The organism is Pseudomonas sp. CFBP 5748, from assembly GCF_053850495.1.
On record NZ_JBSPTN010000001.1, the window covers coordinates 108,179 to 129,016 of the forward strand.

Here is a 20,838-nt window from a genome sequence, read left to right on the forward strand (position 1 = left end):
GAAGAGGATCAGCGAGTGCCGCGACGGCTCATGAACGCCAGGCGCTCAAGCAGTTGCACGTCCTGCTCGTTCTTGACCAGGGCACCGGCCAGCGGAGGAATGGCCTTGGTCGGATCACGCTCGCGCAGCACCGCTTCGCCGATGTTGTCGGCCATCAGCAGCTTGAGCCAGTCCACCAGTTCGGAAGTGGAAGGCTTTTTCTTCAGACCCGGCACCTTGCGTACGTCGAAGAACACGTCCAGCGCTTCGCTGACCAGGTCTTTCTTGATGTCCGGGTAATGCACATCGACGATTTTCTGCAGGGTGACGCGATCGGGGAAAGCGATGTAGTGGAAGAAGCAGCGGCGCAGGAAGGCGTCCGGCAATTCCTTTTCGTTGTTGGAGGTAATGATGATGATCGGGCGCTGCTTGGCCTTGATGGTTTCATCGGTCTCGTAGACGTAGAACTCCATCTTGTCGAGTTCCTGCAGCAGGTCGTTGGGGAATTCGATGTCGGCCTTGTCGATTTCGTCGATCAGCAGGATCACCCGCTCCTCGGATTCGAACGCTTCCCAGAGCTTGCCCTTCTTCAGGTAGTTGCGCACGTCGTGGACCTTGTCCACGCCCAGTTGCGAGTCCCGCAGGCGGCTGACCGCGTCGTACTCGTACAGGCCCTGGTGGGCCTTGGTGGTGGACTTGATGTGCCAGGTAATCAGGCGCGCGCCGAAGGACTCGGCCAGTTGTTCGGCCAGCATGGTCTTGCCGGTGCCCGGTTCGCCCTTGACCAGCAACGGCCGCTCCAGGGTGATGGCGGCGTTCACGGCCAGCTTCAGGTCATCGGTGGCCACGTAGGCGCTGGTGCCTTCGAACTTCATCTGCAATTTCCTCGAACGTGTCGCCGGCCTGACGAGGCAGGGCGCGCGAAATAAATAACGTGCCCGACTATAACGCGCCGCCCCGCCGACTGTGAACGCAGACGCTGTATTCAGTCTCTGAATGGAGCGTCACATGTTGACTCAGTCTCGGCGCCTTGCCAGTATTGCATATCGCCAAATTGGCGATATGTTTGGCGCATGTCTACTAAATATCGATTCAGAGATACCTACCGCATTCAACTGCGCGAAAGGGACCATCCACCACCCCATGTCCACCTCACCGGTGGCGGGCTGGATGTGATGCTGAGCCTGGAAACCGTCGAAGTGATGATGGGGCGGGCGCCGCCGTTGATCATTAGGGAGGCACTGGGCTGGGTCAGGGCCCATCAGGCACAACTGTTGGAGGATTGGCAACGATGCTACCCATGAAACGACCGCGGCTGTGGGCCGTGCAGGCCTTATTACCGTTCAGTCTCGAACTGACGTTCATTGACGGGCAGCGGTTGACGCTGGACATGAGCGCCGATGTGCACCGTTATCCGGGCTTGCAGCCTTTGCTTGAAGAGGGCGCGTTTGGAGGCGCGAGCCTGGGGGATGATGGATGGAGCGTGGAATGGCCCGAACTGGATATCCAGATCGGAGCCGATACCCTGTATCTGGATGCGTTGGCGCAAAACGCCGTGGATGAACATACCCGCATTTTCATCGACTGGCGCGCTCGCACCGGCTTGCCATTGAACAAGGCCGCCGAAGCGCTGGGGGTCAGCGCTCGCAGCATCACTCGCTACAGCAGTGGTCGCGAGGCGGTGCCGCGTTCGTTGGCCCTGGCGTGCCTGGGTTGGGACTCACTGCAGCGCGGAACGGCAGTAGCGGCGGCGGAAAAAACGGGTCGCTATACCGTTACGCGCAAATCTTAATCGTTTGAAGGTGGCGGCTGCTCATAGCGGGCGTTGAACGCCTGGACGAAACCGTTGCGCAGGATCTGCAGGAAGGCTTCGAAGGCACTGATGTCCTGCTGATGAACATTGCCGCTGAGTTCCACCCGGGTGGCGAACTGGTTCTTGCGCTGGTTTTTGAGGGCCGTTTCACCTGTGCCGACCAAGGCTTCCCAGATCGAGCGGAAGATGTTTTTGTTCTTGTTTTCCACGTCCTGCTGCCAGTCGAACACATCGACATCGCGCAGCAACGGTTTGATGTAGCCGCTGAGCTTGGCGTTGTCGGCTTCAGCCTCGATCACCAGGTCCCCGTGGCCGGCATTGAAATCGAATTTGCCATAGGCTGCGGCGAAGTCGTTCAGGCGCTTGAGTTCGATGTCCCTGGCCCGCAGGCGGAAATCGAAATCCTCGAAGTTGCTCAACGGGTCGAAGGTGGCCTGCATCTCCAGGGGCGCATGTTCGGCCACCAGGGCCTTGCCCTCGAAACGGGCGTCGCGCTTGCCTTTGGTGTCGACCACGTTGGTCAGGTTATAGAAGCTGGCGTTGACGTCGGTGGCCCGCAGGTTGACCGGCGGCTTGGAGCTGAAATTGCGAAAGGTGACTTTGCCGTCCCTGATCCGCACCTCGTTGAGGGTAATGGGCAGCAATTTGCTCAGTTGTTCGCGCCAGTTGGTGCCCTGGCCGGTCTGGGAGTTCTGCCGGTTGCCCCCGCCATCGACGAAGTTCACTTCGGGACGGGCAAACTCCGCCTCAGCCACCACCGCATGGTCGTACCACAGCGAATGCCAGCTCACGGACAAGTCGATCAATGGCGCGTCGACGAACGGCACGGGGATCTTGCCGTCGACCTTGACGATCTTCAGGCCGTTGATTTGGTAGGCCCCGCGCCAGAGTGCCAGGTCCACGTCGGTGACCTGGCCGTGGTAATCACCCATGTCGGCCAGTTTATCGTTCAGGTAGTCACGCACCAGGTAAGGCAAGGTGAAGTGCAGGACCACGAACACCGCAACAATGGCGGCGAGTACCCACAGTGGCCAGCTGTATCGACGCTTCATGTCAGTCAGTCTCCAGCGTTGTTAAATCCATTGACTGTTGTAACAACTGGAACGTTCGGTGCAACTGGACGACCTTGGGCAACAGGCATACCTTTAAGCGCTAAATTCCCGCTGCATTAAGGACCCAGCCATGAGCCGTATATTCGCTGACAACGCTCACTCCATCGGCAATACGCCACTGGTGCAGATCAACCGCATCGCCCCACGCGGCGTGACCATCCTGGCCAAGATCGAAGGGCGTAACCCAGGGTATTCGGTCAAGTGCCGGATCGGCGCGAACATGATCTGGGACGCTGAAAGCTCGGGCAAGCTCAAGCCCGGCATGACCATTGTCGAACCGACCTCGGGCAACACCGGTATCGGCCTGGCGTTTGTCGCCGCCGCCCGTGGCTACAAGCTGATGCTGACCATGCCTGCGTCCATGAGCATCGAGCGGCGCAAGGTGCTCAAGGCCCTGGGCGCGGAGCTGGTGCTCACTGAACCGGCCAAGGGGATGAAAGGGGCCATCGAGAAAGCCGCCGAGATCCTGGCCAGTGATCCTTCCAAATACTTCATGCCGCAGCAGTTCGACAATCCGGCGAACCCGGCGATTCACGAAAAAACCACCGGCCCGGAAATCTGGAACGATACCGATGGCGCGGTGGACGTGCTGGTGGCTGGGGTAGGCACCGGTGGCACCATCACCGGGGTGTCGCGGTATATCAAGAACACCTGCGGCAAACCGATCCTGTCGGTGGCGGTGGAGCCCGAGGTTTCACCCGTGATTACCCAGGCGATGGCCGGGCAGGAGATCAAACCCAGCCCCCACAAGATTCAGGGGATCGGTGCCGGGTTCGTGCCGAAAAACCTCGATCTGTCGATCGTCGATCAGGTTGAGCGGGTCACTGACGACGAGTCCAAGGCCATGGCCCTGCGCTTGATGCAGGAAGAGGGCATCCTCTGCGGAATCTCTTGTGGCGCGGCGATGGCCGTGGCTGTGCGCCTGGCGGAAAAACCGGAAATGCAGGGCAAGACCATCGTGGTGATCCTGCCTGATTCGGGCGAGCGCTACCTGTCGAGCATGCTGTTCAGTGATTTGTTCACCGAGCAGGAGACGCAACAGTAACCGCATGCGGGAGGTGGCGAGGGCGCTCGCCACAACAGCCCTTCGCCATTGAGGGAGGAATGGGCTGAAAGCAGGGTATTTGATTGGTGTCAGCCAAGGTTCAGGTCACGCATGTTATCAAGGACATTGTTGCGTGATCCTCAACAGTGAATATTGCGCCGGGCAGTTTCTTCGCCAGGCCTCGATCTATAACATGGCCGGCCGCTGCGCCGGGTTGATGACGTTGCGTAAGTTGTTTTCTGACAAGGAGTTGTAAATGACCGTTTCGTTTGTCGCCAAGGCCTCGGTGTTGCTGCTGTTCCTGGGCAGTACGCTTTACGTGCATTTGCGCGGCAAGGCGCGTTTGCCGGTATTGCGCCAGTTCGTTAACCACTCGGCTTTATTCGCCCCTTACAACGCCTTGATGTACCTGTTCTCCGGCGTGCCTTCCAAGCCTTATCTGGACCGCAGCAAGTTCCCGGAGCTGGATGTGCTCAAGGACAATTGGCAAGTCATCCGAGACGAGGCCATGCACCTGTTCGACGAGGGGTACATCCGGGCCGCGGAAAAGAACAACGACGCCGGTTTCGGTTCGTTCTTCAAGAAGGGCTGGAAGCGCTTTTACCTCAAGTGGTACGACAAAGCGCTGCCGTCGGCCGAACTGTTGTGTCCCCGTACCGTCGAGCTGGTCAACCAGATCCCCAACGTCCGGGGCGCGATGTTTGCCCTGCTGCCGGGCGGTAGCCATTTGAACCCCCATCGAGATCCGTTCGCCGGCTCCCTGCGCTATCACCTGGGGTTGTCCACGCCCAATTCCGACGATTGCCGGATCTTTGTCGACGGTCAGATCTACGCCTGGCACGACGGCGAAGACGTCATGTTCGATGAAACCTATGTGCACTGGGTCAAGAACGAAACCCCGCAGACTCGCGTGATCCTGTTCTGCGACGTTGAGCGGCCATTGAAGAGTCGCTTGATGACTCGCCTCAACCGTACGATCAGTGCCATCCTCGGCCGCGCCACCGCGCCGCAGAACCTCGACGACGAACGCGTCGGTGGTATCAACCGGGCCTATGCCTGGAGCAAGTCCTTCAGCGACGGCATCAGTGGCCGGGTCAAGCAATGGAAACGCAAGCATCCCAGGGCCTATCGGGTGATGCGGCCTGTGTTGGCGGTGGCGGTGCTGACGGCCCTTGGCTATTGGCTGTTCGTTTAGTCATTGCCTAACCCATCGAGCGCTGGTTATAGTCGGCGCTCGATGGGTTTTCCAACCCACCCTCCAAGAGATCGGCTCATGCCTGCATCCCCTGTCATCGCGGTTGTGGTTCCAGCGTTCAACGCTGGCGTCGTGCCGTGCGGGAATCAGCAGCCTGCGCAGATCGGTCAATACCCCCCACCTGTCAGTAGCCCACCGGTGTACGCCTTCGTATCACCACCGGGTGTTGGCGCTCAGGGCTGATCGGCAACGATTGCCATTCCCTGTGCCCGCCTGAAAAAACTACTGGATTTCAGCTTCGGCTGAGTTGGCTTTTTGCCTGACTACAGGTGGTATTCATGTTTTCCCTATCCAAAAACGCCTTATTGGCGGCGGCTTCCACGAGCCTGTTCGTTTTGCTGTGGAGCAGCGGGGCGATCTTTTCCAAACTGGGCCTGGCCCATGCTTCACCTTTTGCCTTCCTGCTGATCCGCTTTGCCATCGCGCTGTGCGCGCTGGTGTTGTTGATCCCGCTGTTCAAGTTCAAGTTGCCGAAGGCTGGCAAGCCGATGCTATACGCGGCGACCACCGGGTTGGTGTTGCTGGGGGCCTATCAGATTTTCTATCTGCTGGCTTTGCAAATGAACGTCACCCCTGGGGTGATGGCGACGCTGATGGGCGTGCAGCCGATCCTTACGGTGGTGCTCGTGGAGCGCCAGCGATCCTGGCAGCGCCTGTTCGGCCTGGTGTTGGGGTTGCTGGGTTTGATCATGGTGGTCTACCAGGGCATCGGCCTGGCCGGCATGTCCCTGGCTGGAATGCTCTGCGGGTTACTGGCGCTGGTGAGCATGACGGTCGGCTCCATCATGCAGAAGCGCATCACCGACAACCCCCTGGGCACATTGCCCGTGCAGTACCTGGCCGGGCTGCTACTGTGCGCGGTATTCGCGCCGTTCCAGCCGTTTCACTTCGAGCACAACGCGGGGTTCATCGTACCGGTGTTGTGGATGGGGCTGGTGGTGTCCGTGCTGGCAACGTTGCTGCTGTACCGGCTGATTGCACGGGGCAACCTGGTGAATGTCACCAGCCTGTTCTACCTGGTGCCGGCGGTGACGGCGATCATGGACTACCTGGTATTTGGCAACCGGTTGGCGTTGCTGAGTTTACTGGGGATGGGGCTGATCATCGTGGGGTTGGTGTTTGTGTTTCGTAAAAGCCGCTAGCCCTTAGATATTTAGTGACTGCACCATTGCTTTCGCGAGCAAGCCCGCTCCCACAGGTTATGTACAGGCCTTGTGGGAGCGGGCTTGCTCGCGAAGGCATTTTTGGCCGCACCGATGAACTACCGGGCAGACACTTCAGCCGGTTTCACAGCCGCAGGCTTGAGCACCAACCACAACGCCGCCGCAATCAACACCCCACCATACAAATGCGCCATTCCCAGCGGCTCATCCAGCAGCAACGCCCCCCACAGCACGCCGAACGGCGGGATCAGGAACGTCACGGTCATGGATTTGACCGGGCCGATGGAGGTGAGCAGCCGGAAATAAAGGATGTACGCCAGCGCGGTACACACCAGGCCCAGCCCCAACAGTGACAACCAGACGCTCCAGCCACCCCAACTGGCCGGCGGTTGGCTGATGACGCTGTAGCCAAACAGCGGCAGCAAAAATACCGTGGCGCCGAACATGCTGCCCAGGGTTGAAAGACGACTGTCCAACCCTCCTTGATGATCGAGCCAGCGGCGGGTGAGGAAACCGGCGAAGCCGTAGCATGTGGTGGCGAGCAGGCAGGCGAGGGCGCCCATCAGCAATTGCAGGTCGAAGGCCACTGGGCCGGCGCGGGTCAGGATGCCGACGCCGAACAGCCCCAGGAATACCCCGCTGACCTTGGCGGTGGTGAGTTTTTCGCTGAAGAACAACCCGCCGATCAACACGCCCATCAGGGGCGTGGTGGCGTTGAAGATCGCCGAGTAACCGGCCGGCAGAACCTGGGCGGCCAACGAATAGAAGGTTGCCGGAATGCCCGAGTTGATCAAGCCCAGCCCCATCACCACTTTCAGTTTGCCGCGAAAATTCCAGTCGATGCGCATCAGCGCCAGGATCACCACCAGCCCGACAAAGGCGATGGACACGCGAAAGAATGCGGTGGGGATTGTGCCAATGACGGGGGCAATAATGCGCATGAACAGAAAACTTGCACCCCAGATGGCGGCCAGTGACAGCAAACGCAGGGTATCGACGAGGCTCACGAGTCATTCCTTCCTTGGTTGGGCGGCAAGTGTCGCCGGCCTGAATACCGATGGCAATGGTTGCGTTGCCGCGCAATTGGCCTCTAAGCTCAGTCGCCCATAACAAGCATGACCCGCCGAGGTTTATCTATGCCGCAGCCATGGCCCGCCACCGATATCGCCCGTTCGATTCTCGAAGGTTTCGACGATTATCGTGAGCATTTCCGGCAGATCACCGATGGCGCCCGCGCCCGGTTCGAGCAGGCCCGGTGGTTGGAGGCGCAAGTGGCTTCGGCGGCGCGCATCAATTTGTATGAAGAGAAAGTCTTCGAAACCGTAGCCCGGCTGCGCGAGGCCTTCGACGCAGAGGTGTTGATGGACGTCAGTTGCTGGCCGCTGGTGAAAAGCGCCTACATCAGCCTGATCGACCTGCGTTTCGACGATGAGCTGTCAGAAACCTGGTACAACTCGATCTTCTGCGGGCTGTTCAGCCACGACCTGATCAGCGACGGCACGATGTTCATCCACACTACCCGCCCGAGCCTGCGCCGGGCCCGTGCGGCCCAGACCCGCACCTACAAACCCCAAGGGCAACTGGACCGGATGCTGGCGAGTGTATTCGCCGATTACCGCTTCAGCGAGGATTACGCCGACTTGTCAGGCGACCTGAAGCGCCTCGAAGCGCAACTGCGGGAAAACCTGCCGGACTGGGTCTGCAAGGACCCGGAACTGACGGTGGAATTGTTTTCTTCGGTGCTCTATCGCAACAAGGGCGCCTACCTGGTGGGCCGCATCTATACCCGCGACGAGCAATGGCCGCTGGTAATTCCGTTGTTGCACCGTGAAGGCCGGGGCATCCAGATCGATGCGCTGATCACCGACGAGGCGCAGGTGTCGATCATTTTTTCGTTCACCCGTTCGTACTTCATGGTGGACGTGCCGGTGCCGGCCGAATTCATCGGCTTTCTCAAGCGCATTTTGCCCGGCAAGCACATCGCTGAGCTGTACACCTCCATCGGTTTCTACAAGCACGGCAAGTCCGAGTTCTACCGGGCACTGATCAACCATCTGGCGAACACCGACGACCAGTTCATCATGGCTCCTGGTGTGCGTGGCATGGTCATGAGCGTATTCACCCTGCCGGGCTTCAACACCGTATTCAAGATCATCAAGGACCGTTTCTCGCCGTCGAAAAACGTCGACCGTGCCACGGTGATCGAAAAGTACCGCCTGGTGAAAAGCGTCGACCGGGTTGGGCGCATGGCCGATACCCAGGAGTTCGCCGATTTTCGCTTTCCCTTGAGCAAATTCGAACCGGCGTGCCTGGAGGAACTGCTGGAAGTGGCGCCGTCCACGGTGTCGGTGGAAGGCGATACGGTGTTGATCCGCCACTGCTGGACCGAACGGCGCATGACGCCACTGAACCTCTACCTGGAAAACGCCAACGACGCCCAGGTGCGCGAGGCGCTGGAGGACTATGGCCTGGCCATCAAGCAACTGGCGGCGGCCAATATCTTCCCCGGCGACATGTTGCTCAAGAACTTCGGCGTGACCCGCCACGGTCGCGTGGTGTTCTACGACTACGATGAAATCTGCTTCCTGACCGAAGCCAACTTCCGCCACATCCCCGAGCCCCGCACACCGGAAGACGAAATGGCCTCCGAACCCTGGTATTCCATCGGGCCGCTGGACGTGTTCCCTGAAGAATTCCCACCGTTCCTGTTCGCCGACGCCGGGCAGCGCAAGCTGTTCGACCAGTTGCATGGCGAGCTGTACAACGCCGATTACTGGAAGGGCCTGCAAGCGGCGATCCGGGCGGGGAAGGTGATCGATGTGTTTCCGTATCGGCGTAAAGACCTGGATAGCGAATAACCGGCGACCCTGAATCCCACAGGGTATGGCGGCAGGCAGGTTGCCGTGTTCGGCGCTGCGTGCGCAAATCTGCGACAATCGGCCCCCTGCACAAACCGACGACCCTTGCGTACCTGATGACTGACCAAGCCCCCGCTATCGACAAGCTGCTGAAAAACCTCGACCACGCCATGCTCGCCGACCGTCACCGGTTGCGGCGCCAGTTGCTCGAGCTGCGCAAGAAACCCGATGAGGCCAAGCTGGCCCAGTGGGTGACGCGCATGCAGGCGTCGTGCGATCAGGTGCTGGCGCGCAAGGCGAGCCTGCCGGTGATCCGCTACGACGACAATTTGCCGATCGCCGCCAAGCGCGACGAAATCAAGGACGCGTTGCTCAAGCATCAGGTGCTGATCATCGCCGGCGAAACCGGCTCGGGTAAAACCACGCAGTTGCCCAAGATCTGCCTGGAGATCGGTCGCGGCCAGCATGGCTTGATCGGCCACACCCAGCCACGCCGGATCGCCGCCCGCAGCGTCGCCAGTCGGGTGGCCGAGGAACTGGCCACGCCGTTGGGGGCGCTGGTGGGTTATCAGGTGCGGTTCGAGGACCAGAGCGACGCCAACACCCTGATCAAGCTGATGACCGACGGCATCCTGCTGGCCGAAACCCAGAACGACCGCTACCTGGAACGCTATGACACGATCATCGTCGACGAAGCCCACGAACGCAGCCTGAACATCGACTTCCTGCTCGGCTACCTCAAGACCTTGCTGCCGCGTCGTCCCGACCTGAAAGTCATCATCACCTCGGCAACCATCGACCTGGAGCGCTTCTCCAAGCATTTCGATGACGCGCCGATCGTGGAAGTCTCGGGGCGCACCTTCCCGGTGGAAACCTGGTATCGCCCGCTGACCCTGGAGCAGGACGAAGAGGGCAATCGCGTCGAGGACGACTTGACGGTCGATCAGGCAATCCTTGCCACCCTCGATGAAATCGCCGCCTATGAGCGCAGCGAGCGCCGCAGCCCTGGGGATGTGTTGGTGTTCCTGCCGGGTGAACGGGAGATTCGCGACGCGGCGGAGATGTTGCGCAAAGCCCAGCTCAAGCACACCGAGATTTTGCCGTTGTATGCGCGATTGTCGCCGGCCGAACAGCAGCGGATCTTCCAGTCCCACCCAGGCCGTCGCGTGGTGCTGGCGACCAACGTCGCTGAAACCTCGCTCACTGTGCCGGGCATCCGCTACGTGATCGACAGCGGCACCGCGCGCATCAGCCGCTACAGCTATCGCGCCAAGGTCCAGCGCCTGCCCATCGAAGCCATTTCCCAGGCCAGCGCCAACCAGCGCAAGGGCCGCTGCGGACGGGTCGAACCGGGAATCTGCGTGCGTTTGTACAGCGAGGAGGATTTCCTCGGTCGACCGGAGTTCACCGATCCAGAAATCCTGCGCACCAACCTGGCGGCGGTGATTTTGCAGATGCTGCACCTGCGCCTGGGTGAGATCACCGATTTCCCGTTCATCGAACCGCCAGATGGCAAGGCCATCAGCGACGGTTTCAACCTGCTGCAAGAATTGTCGGCGGTGGATCGCAACAGCCAACTGACTCCGCTCGGTCGCCAATTGGCGCGCCTGCCGGTGGACCCGCGCATGGGCCGCATGCTGTTGGAAGCGGCGAAACTGGGCAGCCTGCAGGAAGTGCTGATTGTCGCCAGCGCCATGTCGATCCAGGACCCCCGCGAGCGTCCGCCCGAACGCCAACAGGCGGCCGACCAGGCCCACGCCCAATGGAAGGACCCGGACTCGGACTTCGCCGGGCTGGTCAACCTGTGGCGCGGTTTCGAAGAGCAGCGCCAGGCCCTGACCGCCAGCCCGCTGCGCAATTGGTGCCGCAAGAATTTCCTCAACTACCTGCGCCTGCGCGAGTGGCGTGATTCCCATCGCCAGTTGAGCCTGATCTGTCGCGACATGCAGTTGAGCCTCAATAAAGAACCGGCCGATTTTCCTAAACTGCACAAAGCGGTGCTCTCGGGGCTGTTGAGCCAGATCGGCCAGAAAACCGAAGACGGCGATTACCTCGGTGCTCGTCAGCGACGGTTCTGGGTCCACCCGTCGTCGGGCCTGGGCAAGAAGCGCCCGCAGTGGCTGATGACCGCCGAGCTGGTGGAAACCACCAAGTTGTACGCGCGCATGGTCGCCAAGATCGAACCGGACTGGATCGAACCGCTGGCCGGGCACTTGATCAAGAAAAACCACTTCGAACCCCATTGGGAGAAGAAGCGCGGGCAAGTGGTGGCGTATGAGCAGATCACCCTGTTCGGGCTGATTGTCGTGGGTCGCCGGCCGGTGCATTACGGGCCGGTGGACCCGGTGGTGTCGCGGGAGCTGTTCATCCGTGAGGCGTTGGTGCGCGGTGAGATCCAGTCCAAGGCCAAGTGCCTGGACGCCAATACCAAGCTGCTGGAGCAGCTCGACGAACTGGAAGCCAAGGCCCGCCGCCGTGACATCCTGGCGGACGAGGAAACCCTGTTCGCTTTCTACGATGCGCGCTTGCCGGCCGAGATTCACCAGACCGCGACGTTCGATAGTTGGTACCGGATCAACAGCCAGAAAGACCCGCAGTTGCTGATCATGCGTGAAGAAGACGTGCTGGCGCGCGAGGCCAATGAAGTCACCGCCGCGTACTACCCGGACACCCTGCGCGTCGGCGACCTGACTTTGCCGCTGAGCTACCACTTCGAACCCAACCATCCCCGCGATGGCGTGACCCTGCGAGTGCCGGCGCCATTGCTGCCGATGATGCCGCCGGAGCGCCTGGAATGGCTGGTGCCGGGGATGATCGAGGCCAAGTGCATCGCCCTGGTGCGCAACTTGCCCAAGGCATTGCGCAAGAACTTCGTGCCGGTGCCGGACTTCGTCAAGGCCGCGCTGCAACGCATCACCTTCGCCGAGGGTTCATTGCCGCAATCCCTGGGCCGTGAACTGTTGCGCATGACCGGCGCGCGGGTCAGCGACGAAGCCTGGGCCGAAGCGGCGCAGCAGGTAGAAAGCCACCTGCGCATGAACCTGGAAATTGTCGATGGCCAGGGCAAATTCCTCGGCGAAGGCCGCGACCTGGCCGAGCTGACGGCGCGCTTTGCCGAAGCCAGCCAGGCGGCATTGGCCGTGCCGCAAACGGCAAAAAGCCAGGCGCCGGTGGAGGCGAAAATTTTCGCGCCGGTGGCAGAGAAAACCCAACAGAAGATCGCCGGGCTGTCGATGACGGTGTACCCGGCGCTGGTGGAAGAGGGGGGTGTGGTCAAGGAAGGGCGTTTCCCGACCCCGGCCGAAGCCGAGTTCCAACATCGCCGCGCCTTGCAGCGCTTGTTGATGCAGCAGTTGGCCGAGTCGGCGAAATTCCTGCGGGGCAAGCTGCCGGGGCTCACGGAGTTGGGCCTGTTGTACCGCGACTTGGGGCGCATCGACAGCCTGGTGGAAGACATCCTGCTGGCCAGCGTCGACAGTTGCGTGCTGGAGGGTGAAGCAAGCCTGCCCCGTGACGGCGCCGCGCTCGCTTCCCTGGCCGAGCGCAAGCGCGGTGGCTGGACCGAACACGCCGAACGCCTGGCGAAGCTGACCCTGGACATCCTCAAGCTCTGGCACGGTCTGCAAAAACGCTTCAAGGGCAAGATCGACCTGGCCCAGGCCGTGGCCCTGAATGACATCAAGCTACAGCTCAGCCATTTGGTGTATCCGGGCTTCGTGCGCGAAACCCCGCATCAATGGCTCAAGGAACTGCCACGCTACCTCAAGGCCATCGAGCAACGCTTCGAGAAGCTCGGCAGCCAGGTGCAGAAGGATCGGGTCTGGAGCGGCGAGTTGTCGAACCTCTGGGCCCAATACCAGGCCCGCGCCAGTAAACACGCCCAGGAAGGCAAGCGCGATCCGCAACTCGAGCTGTACCGCTGGTGGCTGGAGGAGTACCGGGTGTCGCTGTTCGCTCAGCAGTTGGGCACCAAGGTGCCGATTTCGGATAAGCGCTTGAGCAAGCAGTGGGGGCAGGTGGAGGGTTGATCACGGGAATAAGATCAGGCCCATAACCCTGTGGGAGCGTGGTAACTCACGGAGAATGGGCCAAACGCCAGCGTTTATGGCAAACTTCGCGCCTATAAATGCCGGTCCCATGGTTTTGAGCTTCAATGCTCTGGGCGGATCGGAATAAAGCGCTGCCAGGTCTGCTTCCCCTGGATGGGAAAAGACCCTTTGTGTATTGGTACGTCGGTGCCAATACTTTCTGCCTGAACAGATCAGAGACACGACCATGCATAACGTCGTCATCAGCGGCACCGGCCTGTACACCCCGGCCAACAGCATTTCCAACGAAGAGCTGGTGCAATCTTTCAATACCTATGTCACGCAGTTCAACGCCGACAACGCCGAGGCCATCGAGCGCGGTGAAGTCCAGGCGTTGACCGAATCCAACGCCGCGTTCATCGAAAAGGCCTCGGGCATCAAGAGCCGTTTTGTCATGGACAAGGACGGCATCCTCGACCCGCAACGCATGACGCCGCGCTTGCCCGAGCGCTCCAACGACGAATGGTCGGTTCTGTGCGAAATGGCCGTCGGTGCCGCCAAGCAGGCCCTGGAGCGCGCCGGCCGCACTGCCGCCGACATCGATGGCGTGATCGTCGCCTGTTCCAACCTGCAACGCGCGTATCCGGCCATTGCCATCGAAGTCCAGGAAGCCTTGGGGATCGACGGTTTTGGTTTCGACATGAACGTGGCCTGCTCCTCGGCGACGTTCGGTATCCAGGCTGCGGCCAACAGCGTGCAGTTGGGCCAGGCCCGGGCAATCCTGATGGTCAACCCGGAAGTGTGCACCGGCCACCTGAATTTCCGCGACCGCGACAGCCACTTCATCTTCGGCGACGCGGCCACCGCCGTGATCATCGAACGGGCGGACCTGGCGACTTCGGCGTATCAGTTTGACGTGGTCAGCACCAAGCTGCTCACCAAGTTCTCCAACAACATCCGCAACAACTTCGGCTTCCTCAACCGCGCCGCGGAAGAAGGCATTGGCAGCCACGACAAGCTGTTTGTCCAGGAAGGCCGCAAGGTGTTTCGCGACGTCTGCCCGATGGTGGCCGAGCTGATCGGTGCCCATTTGGAAGAGAACCAACTGAACGTCGGCGACGTGAAACGCTTCTGGCTGCACCAGGCCAACCTGAGCATGAACCACCTGATCGTGCGCAAATTGTTGGGACGCGAAGCCACCGAACAGGAAGCGCCCGTGATCCTCGACCGCTACGCCAACACCAGTTCGGCCGGATCGGTGATTGCCTTCCACACCTACCAGGATGATCTGCCCAGCGGCTCGGTTGCCGTACTCAGCTCGTTCGGCGCCGGCTATTCGATTGGTAGCGTGATTTTGCGCAAGCATTGATTGTTGGCAATGAGATTTATTGTGGCGAGGGAGCTTGCTCCCGCTGGGCTGCGAAACGGCCCCACGATTTTTCGGTTGCTGCGTAACCGAGCGGGAGCAAGCTCCCTCGCCACAAAGGCATCATCAAGTCTCCCTGGCATTTGGGGCGTTGAATGACGGTCACCGACGACACCCTCCTGCTCCAACGCCTCCTGGCCGGTGAGCAGCAGGCCTACAAGGAGCTGGTCAGCACCTACCAGGGCCCGATGCGCGCCGTGGCCTACGCCATCGTCGGCAGCCGCCATGCCGACGAAGTGGTGCAGGACGCGTGGCTGTCGGTGGTGCGCAATCTCAGTGGCTTCCAGGGGCGCTCCAGCCTCAAGACCTGGCTGCTGACCATCACTGCCAACGCCGCCAAGGGCCGCTACAAGCAGAACCGCCGGGAAGTGCTGCTCGATGATCTACCGGCGCCCCACGGCACCCTGGGTGATGATCGCTTCGCCGCCGATGGCCATTGGCTGCTGGCGCCGTTCGCCTGGCACCAGGACACCCCGGAAGCGCTGCTCACGATGAGCGAACTGCGTGATTGCCTCGAACACACCTTGCTCAGCCTGTCGCAATTGCAAGGCAGCGTGTTGAGCTTGCGTGAACGCCAAGGGCTGGAGCTGGAAGAAATCTGTAATCTTCTGGGTATTTCGCTCTCCAACGTACGCGTGCTGTTGCATCGTGCTCGGCTGAAGGTCTTTGCGACCGTTGAACATTTCGAGGAAACCGGAGAATGCTGACCTGCAAGGAACAAGTGGCGCGCTCAAGCGATTTTCTTGACGGACAGTTGAGTTGGCGTGAGCGCCTGATGATGCGTCATCACCTGATGTTCTGCCCCAACTGCCGGCGGTTTATCCGCCAGATGCGCCTGATGCAGGCGACCCTCAAAAAACTGCCTCAACCACCGATTCCCGACCTGGATCACCTCGCCGAAAAACTGGCCGCCGAACGCCGCAGAAACATCCGCTGAGATCTGTAGGCGCTGACGAGTGCAACGAGGCTGCGATCTTTCCCTGGCCAATTGAGTATCAAGCGAACGATCAAAAGATCGCAGGCTCTTCCTGCTCCTACAGTTATTCCCTTTCGAAGTAAAAAGTTCCGCTGTCATAAAATCTTTATCTGCCAGCAACTGCGCTGACACAACCCATCGCCAAGATCCCCTCCCAACACCAGCGGGCCCAGTTCCGCGTGTTTTCTAACGCATAGACTACCAACAGGGGAATTCTTCGATGATTCGTAAGCACTTCGCAGGTGTTGCCGCCAGCGCACTGGCCATGGCAGTAACCGCCCAGGCTTTCGCCGGCACCGTCACCACCGATGGCGCCGATATCGTGGTCAAAACCAAGGGCGGCCTTGAGGTCGCTACCACTGACAAAGAGTTCAGCTTCAAGCTCGGCGGTCGTTTGCAGGCTGACTACAGCCAGTTCGACGGTATCTACACCGACAATGGCGACAAGGCCGATGCCGCTTACATCCGCCGTGGCTTCCTGGAGCTGTCGGGTGTGCTGTACACGGATTGGGCCTACACCATCAACTACGATTTCTCCCACAACAGCGGCGACTCCGATAACGGCTACTTCGACGAAGCGTCCCTGGCCTACAACGGCTTCAAGCCGGTTTCGATCAAAGTCGGTCGTTTCGACCCCGACTTCGGTCTGGAAAAAGCCACCAGCTCCAAGTGGGTGACTGCTCCTGAGCGCAACGCCGCCTACGACCTGATCGACTGGGCCAACGGCCACCAGAACGGTCTGGGCATCCAGGCTTCCAGCACCTTCGCCGATTCGTTCTACGCCTCGGCCGGTGTGTTTAGCAAGGACACCGACGACACCGACGGCAACAGCATCAAGCAAGCCAACGGTCGTTTCGTATTCGCCCCGATGCACGAGGCCGGCAACGTGTTGCACTTCGGCTTGAACGTGGCCTCGCGCGATGTCTCCGACACCGCGTTCGACGCGCGTTATCGCTCTCGCCTGGGCATGCGTGGCGTCGAGACCCTGGGCGGCAACGATGCTGGTCCTAACGGTAACCGTCCGGTACTGGGCGGCGCCAACAACTCGCCGGCCGGCTCGTACGACACGGATACCGCCTACGGCCTGGAAGCCGCTTTCGCCATGGGGCCTGCGTCGATCCAGGGTGAATACATTTCCCGCAAGACCAAGGCTGACAGCGACGCCTTCGAAGACCTCAAGGGCCACGGCTTCTACGTTCAGGGTGCCTACACCATCACCGGTGAGTCCCGTGGTTATAAAGTCGGCAAGTTTGACGCGATCAAACCCCAGAACAAGTCCATCGGCGCGTGGGAAGTGTTCTATCGCTTCGACAGCATGACCGTCGAAGACGACAACATCACCACCGCCTCCGCGACCCGCGACGTGGGCGATGCCGAAGCCAAGGTGCACAACCTGGGCGTGAACTGGTACGCCAACGAAGCGGTAAAAATCACTGCCGCTTACGTCAAGGCCAAAACCGACAACGTCACCAACGTCAACGGTGATGACGACGGCAAAGGTGTAGTTGTCCGTGCCCAGTACGTGTTCTAAATCGTGCTGACTTGATACACCGCTCTGACTTCATCCGTTAAAGCGCTCCTTTGAACCCCGCCTCTGGCGGGGTTTTTTTTAGCCTGTTTGGGCTCGTTTACCTGGACCACTGGATGGGCGGCCACCTGTCAACCCTGACAGTTTCGCGGCATTTGGAAAACGTGCTTACTTCATCCAGTCGCAGAGCGATGGACGCGTCCGGCAAGTGCCCGGTGATACTCGCTCTGCTTTTCAAAATGAAGCGCCACGAGAACCTCATGGCAGCCAAATGATGCATACGGAGAGCAACAATGGCGGGTTCAGGTAAAACAGAGCCGTGTGCGTCAAATGAGTCCAGACTCAATGCCAAGGCTTCGTCCGACGAATTGGCTATCCGCTTTCACTATGACGCCCAGGACGCTTTGATCGGGTGCAGTACTTCTGCCGGCAAAGAACAACGCTTCTATCGAAACGATGAGTTGGCGAGCGAAATTCTGGGGGGCGCCAGTACTGCCTTCGTACGGGCGGAGGGCATGGTGCTTGCCGAACATCAGGCAGGAAGTGATCCCAAGTCCCTGTTATTGGTGGGTGATGACAAGAACAGCGTGCTCTGCGAGATCAATCAGGCCACCGTCAAGGGCGTTGCCTATTCACCGTACGGCCATCGTATAGATGACGCGTTGGTGAGTAGTCATTTGGGTTACAACGGCGAGCGGCGCGAAAGGCAGACCGGCTGGTATTTGCTGGGCAAGGGCTACCGTGTCTTCAATCCTCGGTTGATGAGGTTTCACAGCCCGGACAACTTGAGCCCGTTTGGGGAAAGGGGATTGAATGCGTATATGTATTGTGTGGGGGATCCAATTAATAATGTGGATCCGACGGGGCATATTCCTTCTGGGGGGGTAGTAAAGCTTTTTACTCATACCACTGAGTCCGCTAAATACCTCCCCGGCTTTGAAAAAATTCCTGATAGTTTTCTAAGAGCCAACCCAGATAAAGCTGTGCTAGGTATTGAGAGTCCGGCGTCTATGAATATTATTCGGCCTCAGGACGTAAAGGTTCTCAAGAAAAGGATGGGTTTTTATGGGGATGTTGTTGGCTTCCGGAAAGCGGATTATCTAACTTACGGGTTTCGTACTAATGATCCTGGGCTGCTTCTAGACCAGCTCGCGGCGAAAAGTGAGTATTTACGCAGCGTCAAGGTGTTTGAGGCAGCCCAGAGTGAGTATCAGTTTGCCAGAACGCATACATATAGATTTGGCATGACCAGGCATAGCCGGAGAGACTTTGAAATAATTGCGGGTGCTGACAAAAAAATGATTGCACTCGCAGATAGGGTGGAGCAGGAGAAGTACTTTAAAAAATTAAAACTCGGAGCGGCGGAAATGGAGAACATTCGCGAAGTAGCGGAGTGGCCCCCCAATGGCTAATTGGTTTTTCGAACTGAAAAGTGGCGAGCAGTACCGCGATATCCAGTTTCGGATCGCTCATCACTCAAGCCTGTAAAAAACTACCCAGCTTCTCGTCCCTCCCCTCCAGATCGGCGATACTCGCTCCATCCGCCGTCTGGATATCGAGGAACCGCATGCCGCTTCACGTCTTGGACAGTCTGTCCGCCATCGCCCCGCACGAGTGGGACGCGCTGGTGCCCGCCAATCAACCGTTCCTGCGCCACGCCTTCCTGAGCACCTTGGAGGACAGCGCCAGCCTGGGCGCGCATTCCGGTTGGCAGCCGGAGCATTTGCTGCACATGGAAGACGGTCGTCTGCTGGCGGCCTTGCCCAGTTATCGCAAGTGGCATTCCTACGGTGAATACGTGTTCGACCACGCCTGGGCTGACGCCTGCGCCCGGGCCGGGATCGAGTATTACCCCAAGTTGCTGACGGCGGTGCCTTTCAGTCCGGTCAGCGGTCCGCGATTGCTGGCGGCCTGTGTGGAGGACGGCCTGGAATTGTTGGGCAGCCTGCCGGGTTATCTGGAAATCGAAGGGCTTTCCAGCGCCCACATCAACTTCACCGATGCTTTCACCGACGCGGCGCTGGCCGGGCAGGAGGGCTGGTTGCAGCGGATTGGTTGCCAGTACCACTGGCGCAATCGCGGTTATCGAGACTTTCAGGATTTTCTCGACGGGCTCAGTTCCCGCAAGCGCAAGCAGATGCGCAAGGAGCGTGAGCAGGTGGCGGGGCAGGGCATCGAGTTTGAATGGCTCGAAGGTCAGCAACTGGACGAGGCCCAGTGGGATTTTGTCTACGCCTGTTACGCCAACACTTACGCTGTACGGCGGCAGGCGCCGTACCTGACCCGGGCGTTTTTCAGCCTGCTGGCCGAACGCATGCCCGAGGCCATTCGCGTGGTGCTGGCCAAGCAAGGTTCACGGCCAGTGGCGATGGCGTTCAGCCTGGTGGGTGGCGACAGTCTCTACGGGCGCTACTGGGGTTGCCTGGCGGAGTTCGACCGCTTGCACTTCGAGACCTGTTTCTACCAGGGCATGGACTACGCGATTGCCCATGGCTTGCAGCGTTTTGATGCCGGGGCCCAGGGTGAGCACAAATTGATTCGTGGTTTCGAGCCGGTGATTACCCGCTCGTGGCATTACTTGCGTCATCCCGGTTTGAAAACCGCGGTTGAAGATTTTCTCGCACGGGAACAGGAGGGGGTGCTGGCGTATGCCGAAGAGGCGAAAACAGCACTGCCTTATCGGCAGTGCTGATCTTCGCGGGTATGACTCAGCGGGTTTCCTGGCCCAGCCAGCGGTAAGAAACACCGCCGATGACCGCACCCAGCAGCGGTGCGACCCAGAACAGCCACAGTTGCTCGATGGCCCAGCCGCCGACGATCAGCGCCGGACCGGTACTGCGGGCCGGGTTGACCGAAGTGTTGGTGACCGGAATCGAGATCAGGTGAATCAGCGTCAGGCCCAGGCCGATGGCTATCGGTGCCAGCCCGGCCGGTGCACGTTTATCGGTGGCGCCGAGGATGATCAGGATGAACATCGCCGTCATGACCAGTTCGGTGACAAAACCTGCCGCCATCGAATAGCCACCGGGCGAATGCTCGCCGTAACCGTTCGAGGCCAGCCCGGACGCGGCCAGGTCAAAGCCTTCCTTGCCGCTGGCGATGAAGTAGATCAACGCGGCGGCCAGCACGCCACCGATGACCTGGGCGATGATGTAGGCAGGCAACTCCCTGGCCGGAAACCGCCCGCCCACGGACAAGCCTAGCGACACCGCTGGGTTGAGGTGGCAACCCGAGATATGGCCGATGGCAAATGCCATGGTCAACACCGTCAGGCCGAACGCCAGGGCAACCCCCAGCACGCCAATCCCGGAGGCAGCCAATACCGCGCTGCCGCAGCCGCCCAACACCAGCCAGAACGTACCTAGCAACTCAGTCACAGAGCGTTTGAATAAAGACATAAGCATCCTTGATAAAGCAGTCGTGATCGATCGGTTATGCATCCAGCAGAATTACGACAGGTTCATCTCCAGAACCTGAGCTGAGTACAGCAGGGTTTATCGACAAATCCAGCGGCACAAAAAAACCGCCAGAGTCATGGACTGTGGCGGTTTCGGCCGTGGTCGGCGGGGAGTATGTCGTTGCTGTATGGGCTAAATGGATTCTGGACAGATTTTTTCAGAAAGGCCTTGGGGTTGGTTCAAACCCGGACCCCTGT

18 protein-coding genes are annotated in these 20,838 nt (G+C 59.9%); 14 read left to right on the forward strand and 4 right to left on the reverse strand.

The features are described from left to right. Positions 1 to 8: 8 nt before the first annotated feature. Entirely contained in the window at positions 9 to 854 is an 846-nt protein-coding gene (locus ACWNZ1_RS00575) for an AAA family ATPase (RefSeq protein ID WP_003184225.1), read from the reverse strand. Positions 855 to 1,052: 198 nt separating this feature from the next. Here ACWNZ1_RS00575 and ACWNZ1_RS00580 point away from each other — a divergent pair, with 198 nt between their 5' ends. Together ACWNZ1_RS00580 and ACWNZ1_RS00585 are read left to right on the forward strand one after the other, a co-directional pair. Further along, on the forward strand, positions 1,053 to 1,283 hold the full coding sequence (locus ACWNZ1_RS00580; protein ID WP_135844211.1) for a DUF4160 domain-containing protein: 231 nt from the start codon (positions 1,053 to 1,055) through the stop codon (positions 1,281 to 1,283). Beyond that, complete coding sequence (locus ACWNZ1_RS00585; protein WP_135844212.1) at positions 1,271 to 1,771, forward strand: DUF2442 domain-containing protein; 501 nt, start codon at positions 1,271 to 1,273, stop codon at positions 1,769 to 1,771. Before ACWNZ1_RS00580 ends, ACWNZ1_RS00585 begins: the two co-directional genes overlap by 13 nt. Here ACWNZ1_RS00585 and ACWNZ1_RS00590 read toward each other — a convergent pair. Next, complete coding sequence (locus tag ACWNZ1_RS00590; RefSeq protein ID WP_135844213.1) at positions 1,768 to 2,844, reverse strand: DUF748 domain-containing protein; 1,077 nt, start codon at positions 2,842 to 2,844, stop codon at positions 1,768 to 1,770. The two genes, ACWNZ1_RS00585 and ACWNZ1_RS00590, sit on opposite strands and share 4 nt — an antisense overlap. A gap of 130 nt (positions 2,845 to 2,974) precedes the next feature. On the opposite strand from ACWNZ1_RS00590, the gene cysK reads away from it, so the two are divergent. The 4 genes from cysK to ACWNZ1_RS00610 all read left to right on the forward strand — a co-directional run bounded on the left by cysK (position 2,975) and on the right by ACWNZ1_RS00610 (position 6,346). Beyond that, positions 2,975 to 3,949, forward strand: coding sequence for a cysteine synthase A (gene cysK / locus ACWNZ1_RS00595; protein WP_025212408.1), 975 nt, complete (start codon positions 2,975 to 2,977; stop codon positions 3,947 to 3,949). Between the two features lie 133 nt (positions 3,950 to 4,082). Further along, entirely contained in the window at positions 4,083 to 4,205 is a 123-nt protein-coding gene (locus ACWNZ1_RS00600; protein WP_265072805.1) for a hypothetical protein, read from the forward strand. After that, positions 4,206 to 5,144, forward strand: a complete 939-nt coding sequence (locus ACWNZ1_RS00605; RefSeq protein WP_135844214.1) for an aspartyl/asparaginyl beta-hydroxylase domain-containing protein — start codon at positions 4,206 to 4,208, stop codon at positions 5,142 to 5,144. Positions 5,145 to 5,482: 338 nt separating this feature from the next. Beyond that, positions 5,483 to 6,346 (forward strand): DMT family transporter, encoded by an 864-nt coding sequence (locus ACWNZ1_RS00610; protein WP_135844215.1) that lies wholly within the window; start codon positions 5,483 to 5,485, stop codon positions 6,344 to 6,346. Positions 6,347 to 6,465: 119 nt separating this feature from the next. Here the strand turns inward: ACWNZ1_RS00610 and ACWNZ1_RS00615 are convergent, their stop codons facing one another. After that, positions 6,466 to 7,374, reverse strand: a complete 909-nt coding sequence (locus ACWNZ1_RS00615; protein WP_135844216.1) for a DMT family transporter — start codon at positions 7,372 to 7,374, stop codon at positions 6,466 to 6,468. 129 nt (positions 7,375 to 7,503) lie between these two features. Here ACWNZ1_RS00615 and aceK point away from each other — a divergent pair, with 129 nt between their 5' ends. From aceK to ACWNZ1_RS00655, 8 genes are all read left to right on the forward strand, one after another. Continuing rightward, positions 7,504 to 9,225, forward strand: a complete 1,722-nt coding sequence (aceK, locus tag ACWNZ1_RS00620; RefSeq protein ID WP_135844217.1) for a bifunctional isocitrate dehydrogenase kinase/phosphatase — start codon at positions 7,504 to 7,506, stop codon at positions 9,223 to 9,225. A gap of 116 nt (positions 9,226 to 9,341) precedes the next feature. Continuing rightward, positions 9,342 to 13,253 (forward strand): ATP-dependent RNA helicase HrpA, encoded by a 3,912-nt coding sequence (hrpA, locus tag ACWNZ1_RS00625; protein WP_135844218.1) that lies wholly within the window; start codon positions 9,342 to 9,344, stop codon positions 13,251 to 13,253. 247 nt (positions 13,254 to 13,500) lie between these two features. Continuing rightward, entirely contained in the window at positions 13,501 to 14,622 is a 1,122-nt protein-coding gene (locus tag ACWNZ1_RS00630; RefSeq protein ID WP_135844219.1) for a beta-ketoacyl-ACP synthase III, read from the forward strand. A 152-nt stretch (positions 14,623 to 14,774) separates the two neighbouring features. After that, positions 14,775 to 15,386 carry an RNA polymerase sigma factor gene (locus tag ACWNZ1_RS00635; protein WP_135844220.1) on the forward strand — a complete coding sequence of 204 codons (612 nt, stop codon included), beginning with the start codon at positions 14,775 to 14,777 and terminating at the stop codon, positions 15,384 to 15,386. Then, positions 15,380 to 15,616, forward strand: coding sequence for an anti-sigma factor family protein (locus ACWNZ1_RS00640; RefSeq protein WP_256452341.1), 237 nt, complete (start codon positions 15,380 to 15,382; stop codon positions 15,614 to 15,616). The genes ACWNZ1_RS00635 and ACWNZ1_RS00640 overlap by 7 nt, the downstream gene beginning before the upstream one ends. Positions 15,617 to 15,875: 259 nt before the next feature. After that, complete coding sequence (locus tag ACWNZ1_RS00645; RefSeq protein WP_135844222.1) at positions 15,876 to 17,186, forward strand: OprO/OprP family phosphate-selective porin; 1,311 nt, start codon at positions 15,876 to 15,878, stop codon at positions 17,184 to 17,186. Between the two features lie 290 nt (positions 17,187 to 17,476). Beyond that, positions 17,477 to 18,595 carry an RHS repeat-associated core domain-containing protein gene (locus ACWNZ1_RS00650; RefSeq protein WP_456027285.1) on the forward strand — a complete coding sequence of 373 codons (1,119 nt, stop codon included), beginning with the start codon at positions 17,477 to 17,479 and terminating at the stop codon, positions 18,593 to 18,595. A gap of 155 nt (positions 18,596 to 18,750) precedes the next feature. Continuing rightward, entirely contained in the window at positions 18,751 to 19,875 is a 1,125-nt protein-coding gene (locus ACWNZ1_RS00655; RefSeq protein ID WP_135844225.1) for a GNAT family N-acetyltransferase, read from the forward strand. Positions 19,876 to 19,891: 16 nt separating this feature from the next. On the opposite strand, the gene aqpZ is transcribed toward ACWNZ1_RS00655, so the two are convergent. Further along, positions 19,892 to 20,581, reverse strand: a complete 690-nt coding sequence (aqpZ, locus tag ACWNZ1_RS00660) for an aquaporin Z (protein WP_135844226.1) — start codon at positions 20,579 to 20,581, stop codon at positions 19,892 to 19,894. Between the last annotated feature and the right edge of the window lie 257 nt (positions 20,582 to 20,838).

What these genes read in the sequence shown, in the direction of transcription:
- ACWNZ1_RS00605 (WP_135844214.1), top strand. Translation starts at nt 4,206, where the DNA reads ATGACCGTTTCGTTTGTCGCCAAGGCCTCGGTGTTGCTGCTGTTCCTG.
- ACWNZ1_RS00610 (WP_135844215.1), top strand. Translation starts at nt 5,483, where the DNA reads ATGTTTTCCCTATCCAAAAACGCCTTATTGGCGGCGGCTTCCACGAGC.
- aqpZ (WP_135844226.1), bottom strand. Translation starts at nt 20,581, where the DNA reads ATGTCTTTATTCAAACGCTCTGTGACTGAGTTGCTAGGTACGTTCTGG.
- ACWNZ1_RS00635 (WP_135844220.1), top strand. Translation starts at nt 14,775, where the DNA reads ATGACGGTCACCGACGACACCCTCCTGCTCCAACGCCTCCTGGCCGGT.
- ACWNZ1_RS00640 (WP_256452341.1), top strand. Translation starts at nt 15,380, where the DNA reads ATGCTGACCTGCAAGGAACAAGTGGCGCGCTCAAGCGATTTTCTTGAC.
- ACWNZ1_RS00590 (WP_135844213.1), bottom strand. Translation starts at nt 2,844, where the DNA reads ATGAAGCGTCGATACAGCTGGCCACTGTGGGTACTCGCCGCCATTGTT.
- ACWNZ1_RS00630 (WP_135844219.1), top strand. Translation starts at nt 13,501, where the DNA reads ATGCATAACGTCGTCATCAGCGGCACCGGCCTGTACACCCCGGCCAAC.
- ACWNZ1_RS00645 (WP_135844222.1), top strand. Translation starts at nt 15,876, where the DNA reads ATGATTCGTAAGCACTTCGCAGGTGTTGCCGCCAGCGCACTGGCCATG.
- hrpA (WP_135844218.1), top strand. Translation starts at nt 9,342, where the DNA reads ATGACTGACCAAGCCCCCGCTATCGACAAGCTGCTGAAAAACCTCGAC.
- cysK (WP_025212408.1), top strand. Translation starts at nt 2,975, where the DNA reads ATGAGCCGTATATTCGCTGACAACGCTCACTCCATCGGCAATACGCCA.
- ACWNZ1_RS00650 (WP_456027285.1), top strand. Translation starts at nt 17,477, where the DNA reads ATGGCGGGTTCAGGTAAAACAGAGCCGTGTGCGTCAAATGAGTCCAGA.
- ACWNZ1_RS00585 (WP_135844212.1), top strand. Translation starts at nt 1,271, where the DNA reads ATGCTACCCATGAAACGACCGCGGCTGTGGGCCGTGCAGGCCTTATTA.
- ACWNZ1_RS00655 (WP_135844225.1), top strand. Translation starts at nt 18,751, where the DNA reads ATGCCGCTTCACGTCTTGGACAGTCTGTCCGCCATCGCCCCGCACGAG.
- aceK (WP_135844217.1), top strand. Translation starts at nt 7,504, where the DNA reads ATGCCGCAGCCATGGCCCGCCACCGATATCGCCCGTTCGATTCTCGAA.
- ACWNZ1_RS00580 (WP_135844211.1), top strand. Translation starts at nt 1,053, where the DNA reads ATGTCTACTAAATATCGATTCAGAGATACCTACCGCATTCAACTGCGC.
- ACWNZ1_RS00575 (WP_003184225.1), bottom strand. Translation starts at nt 854, where the DNA reads ATGAAGTTCGAAGGCACCAGCGCCTACGTGGCCACCGATGACCTGAAG.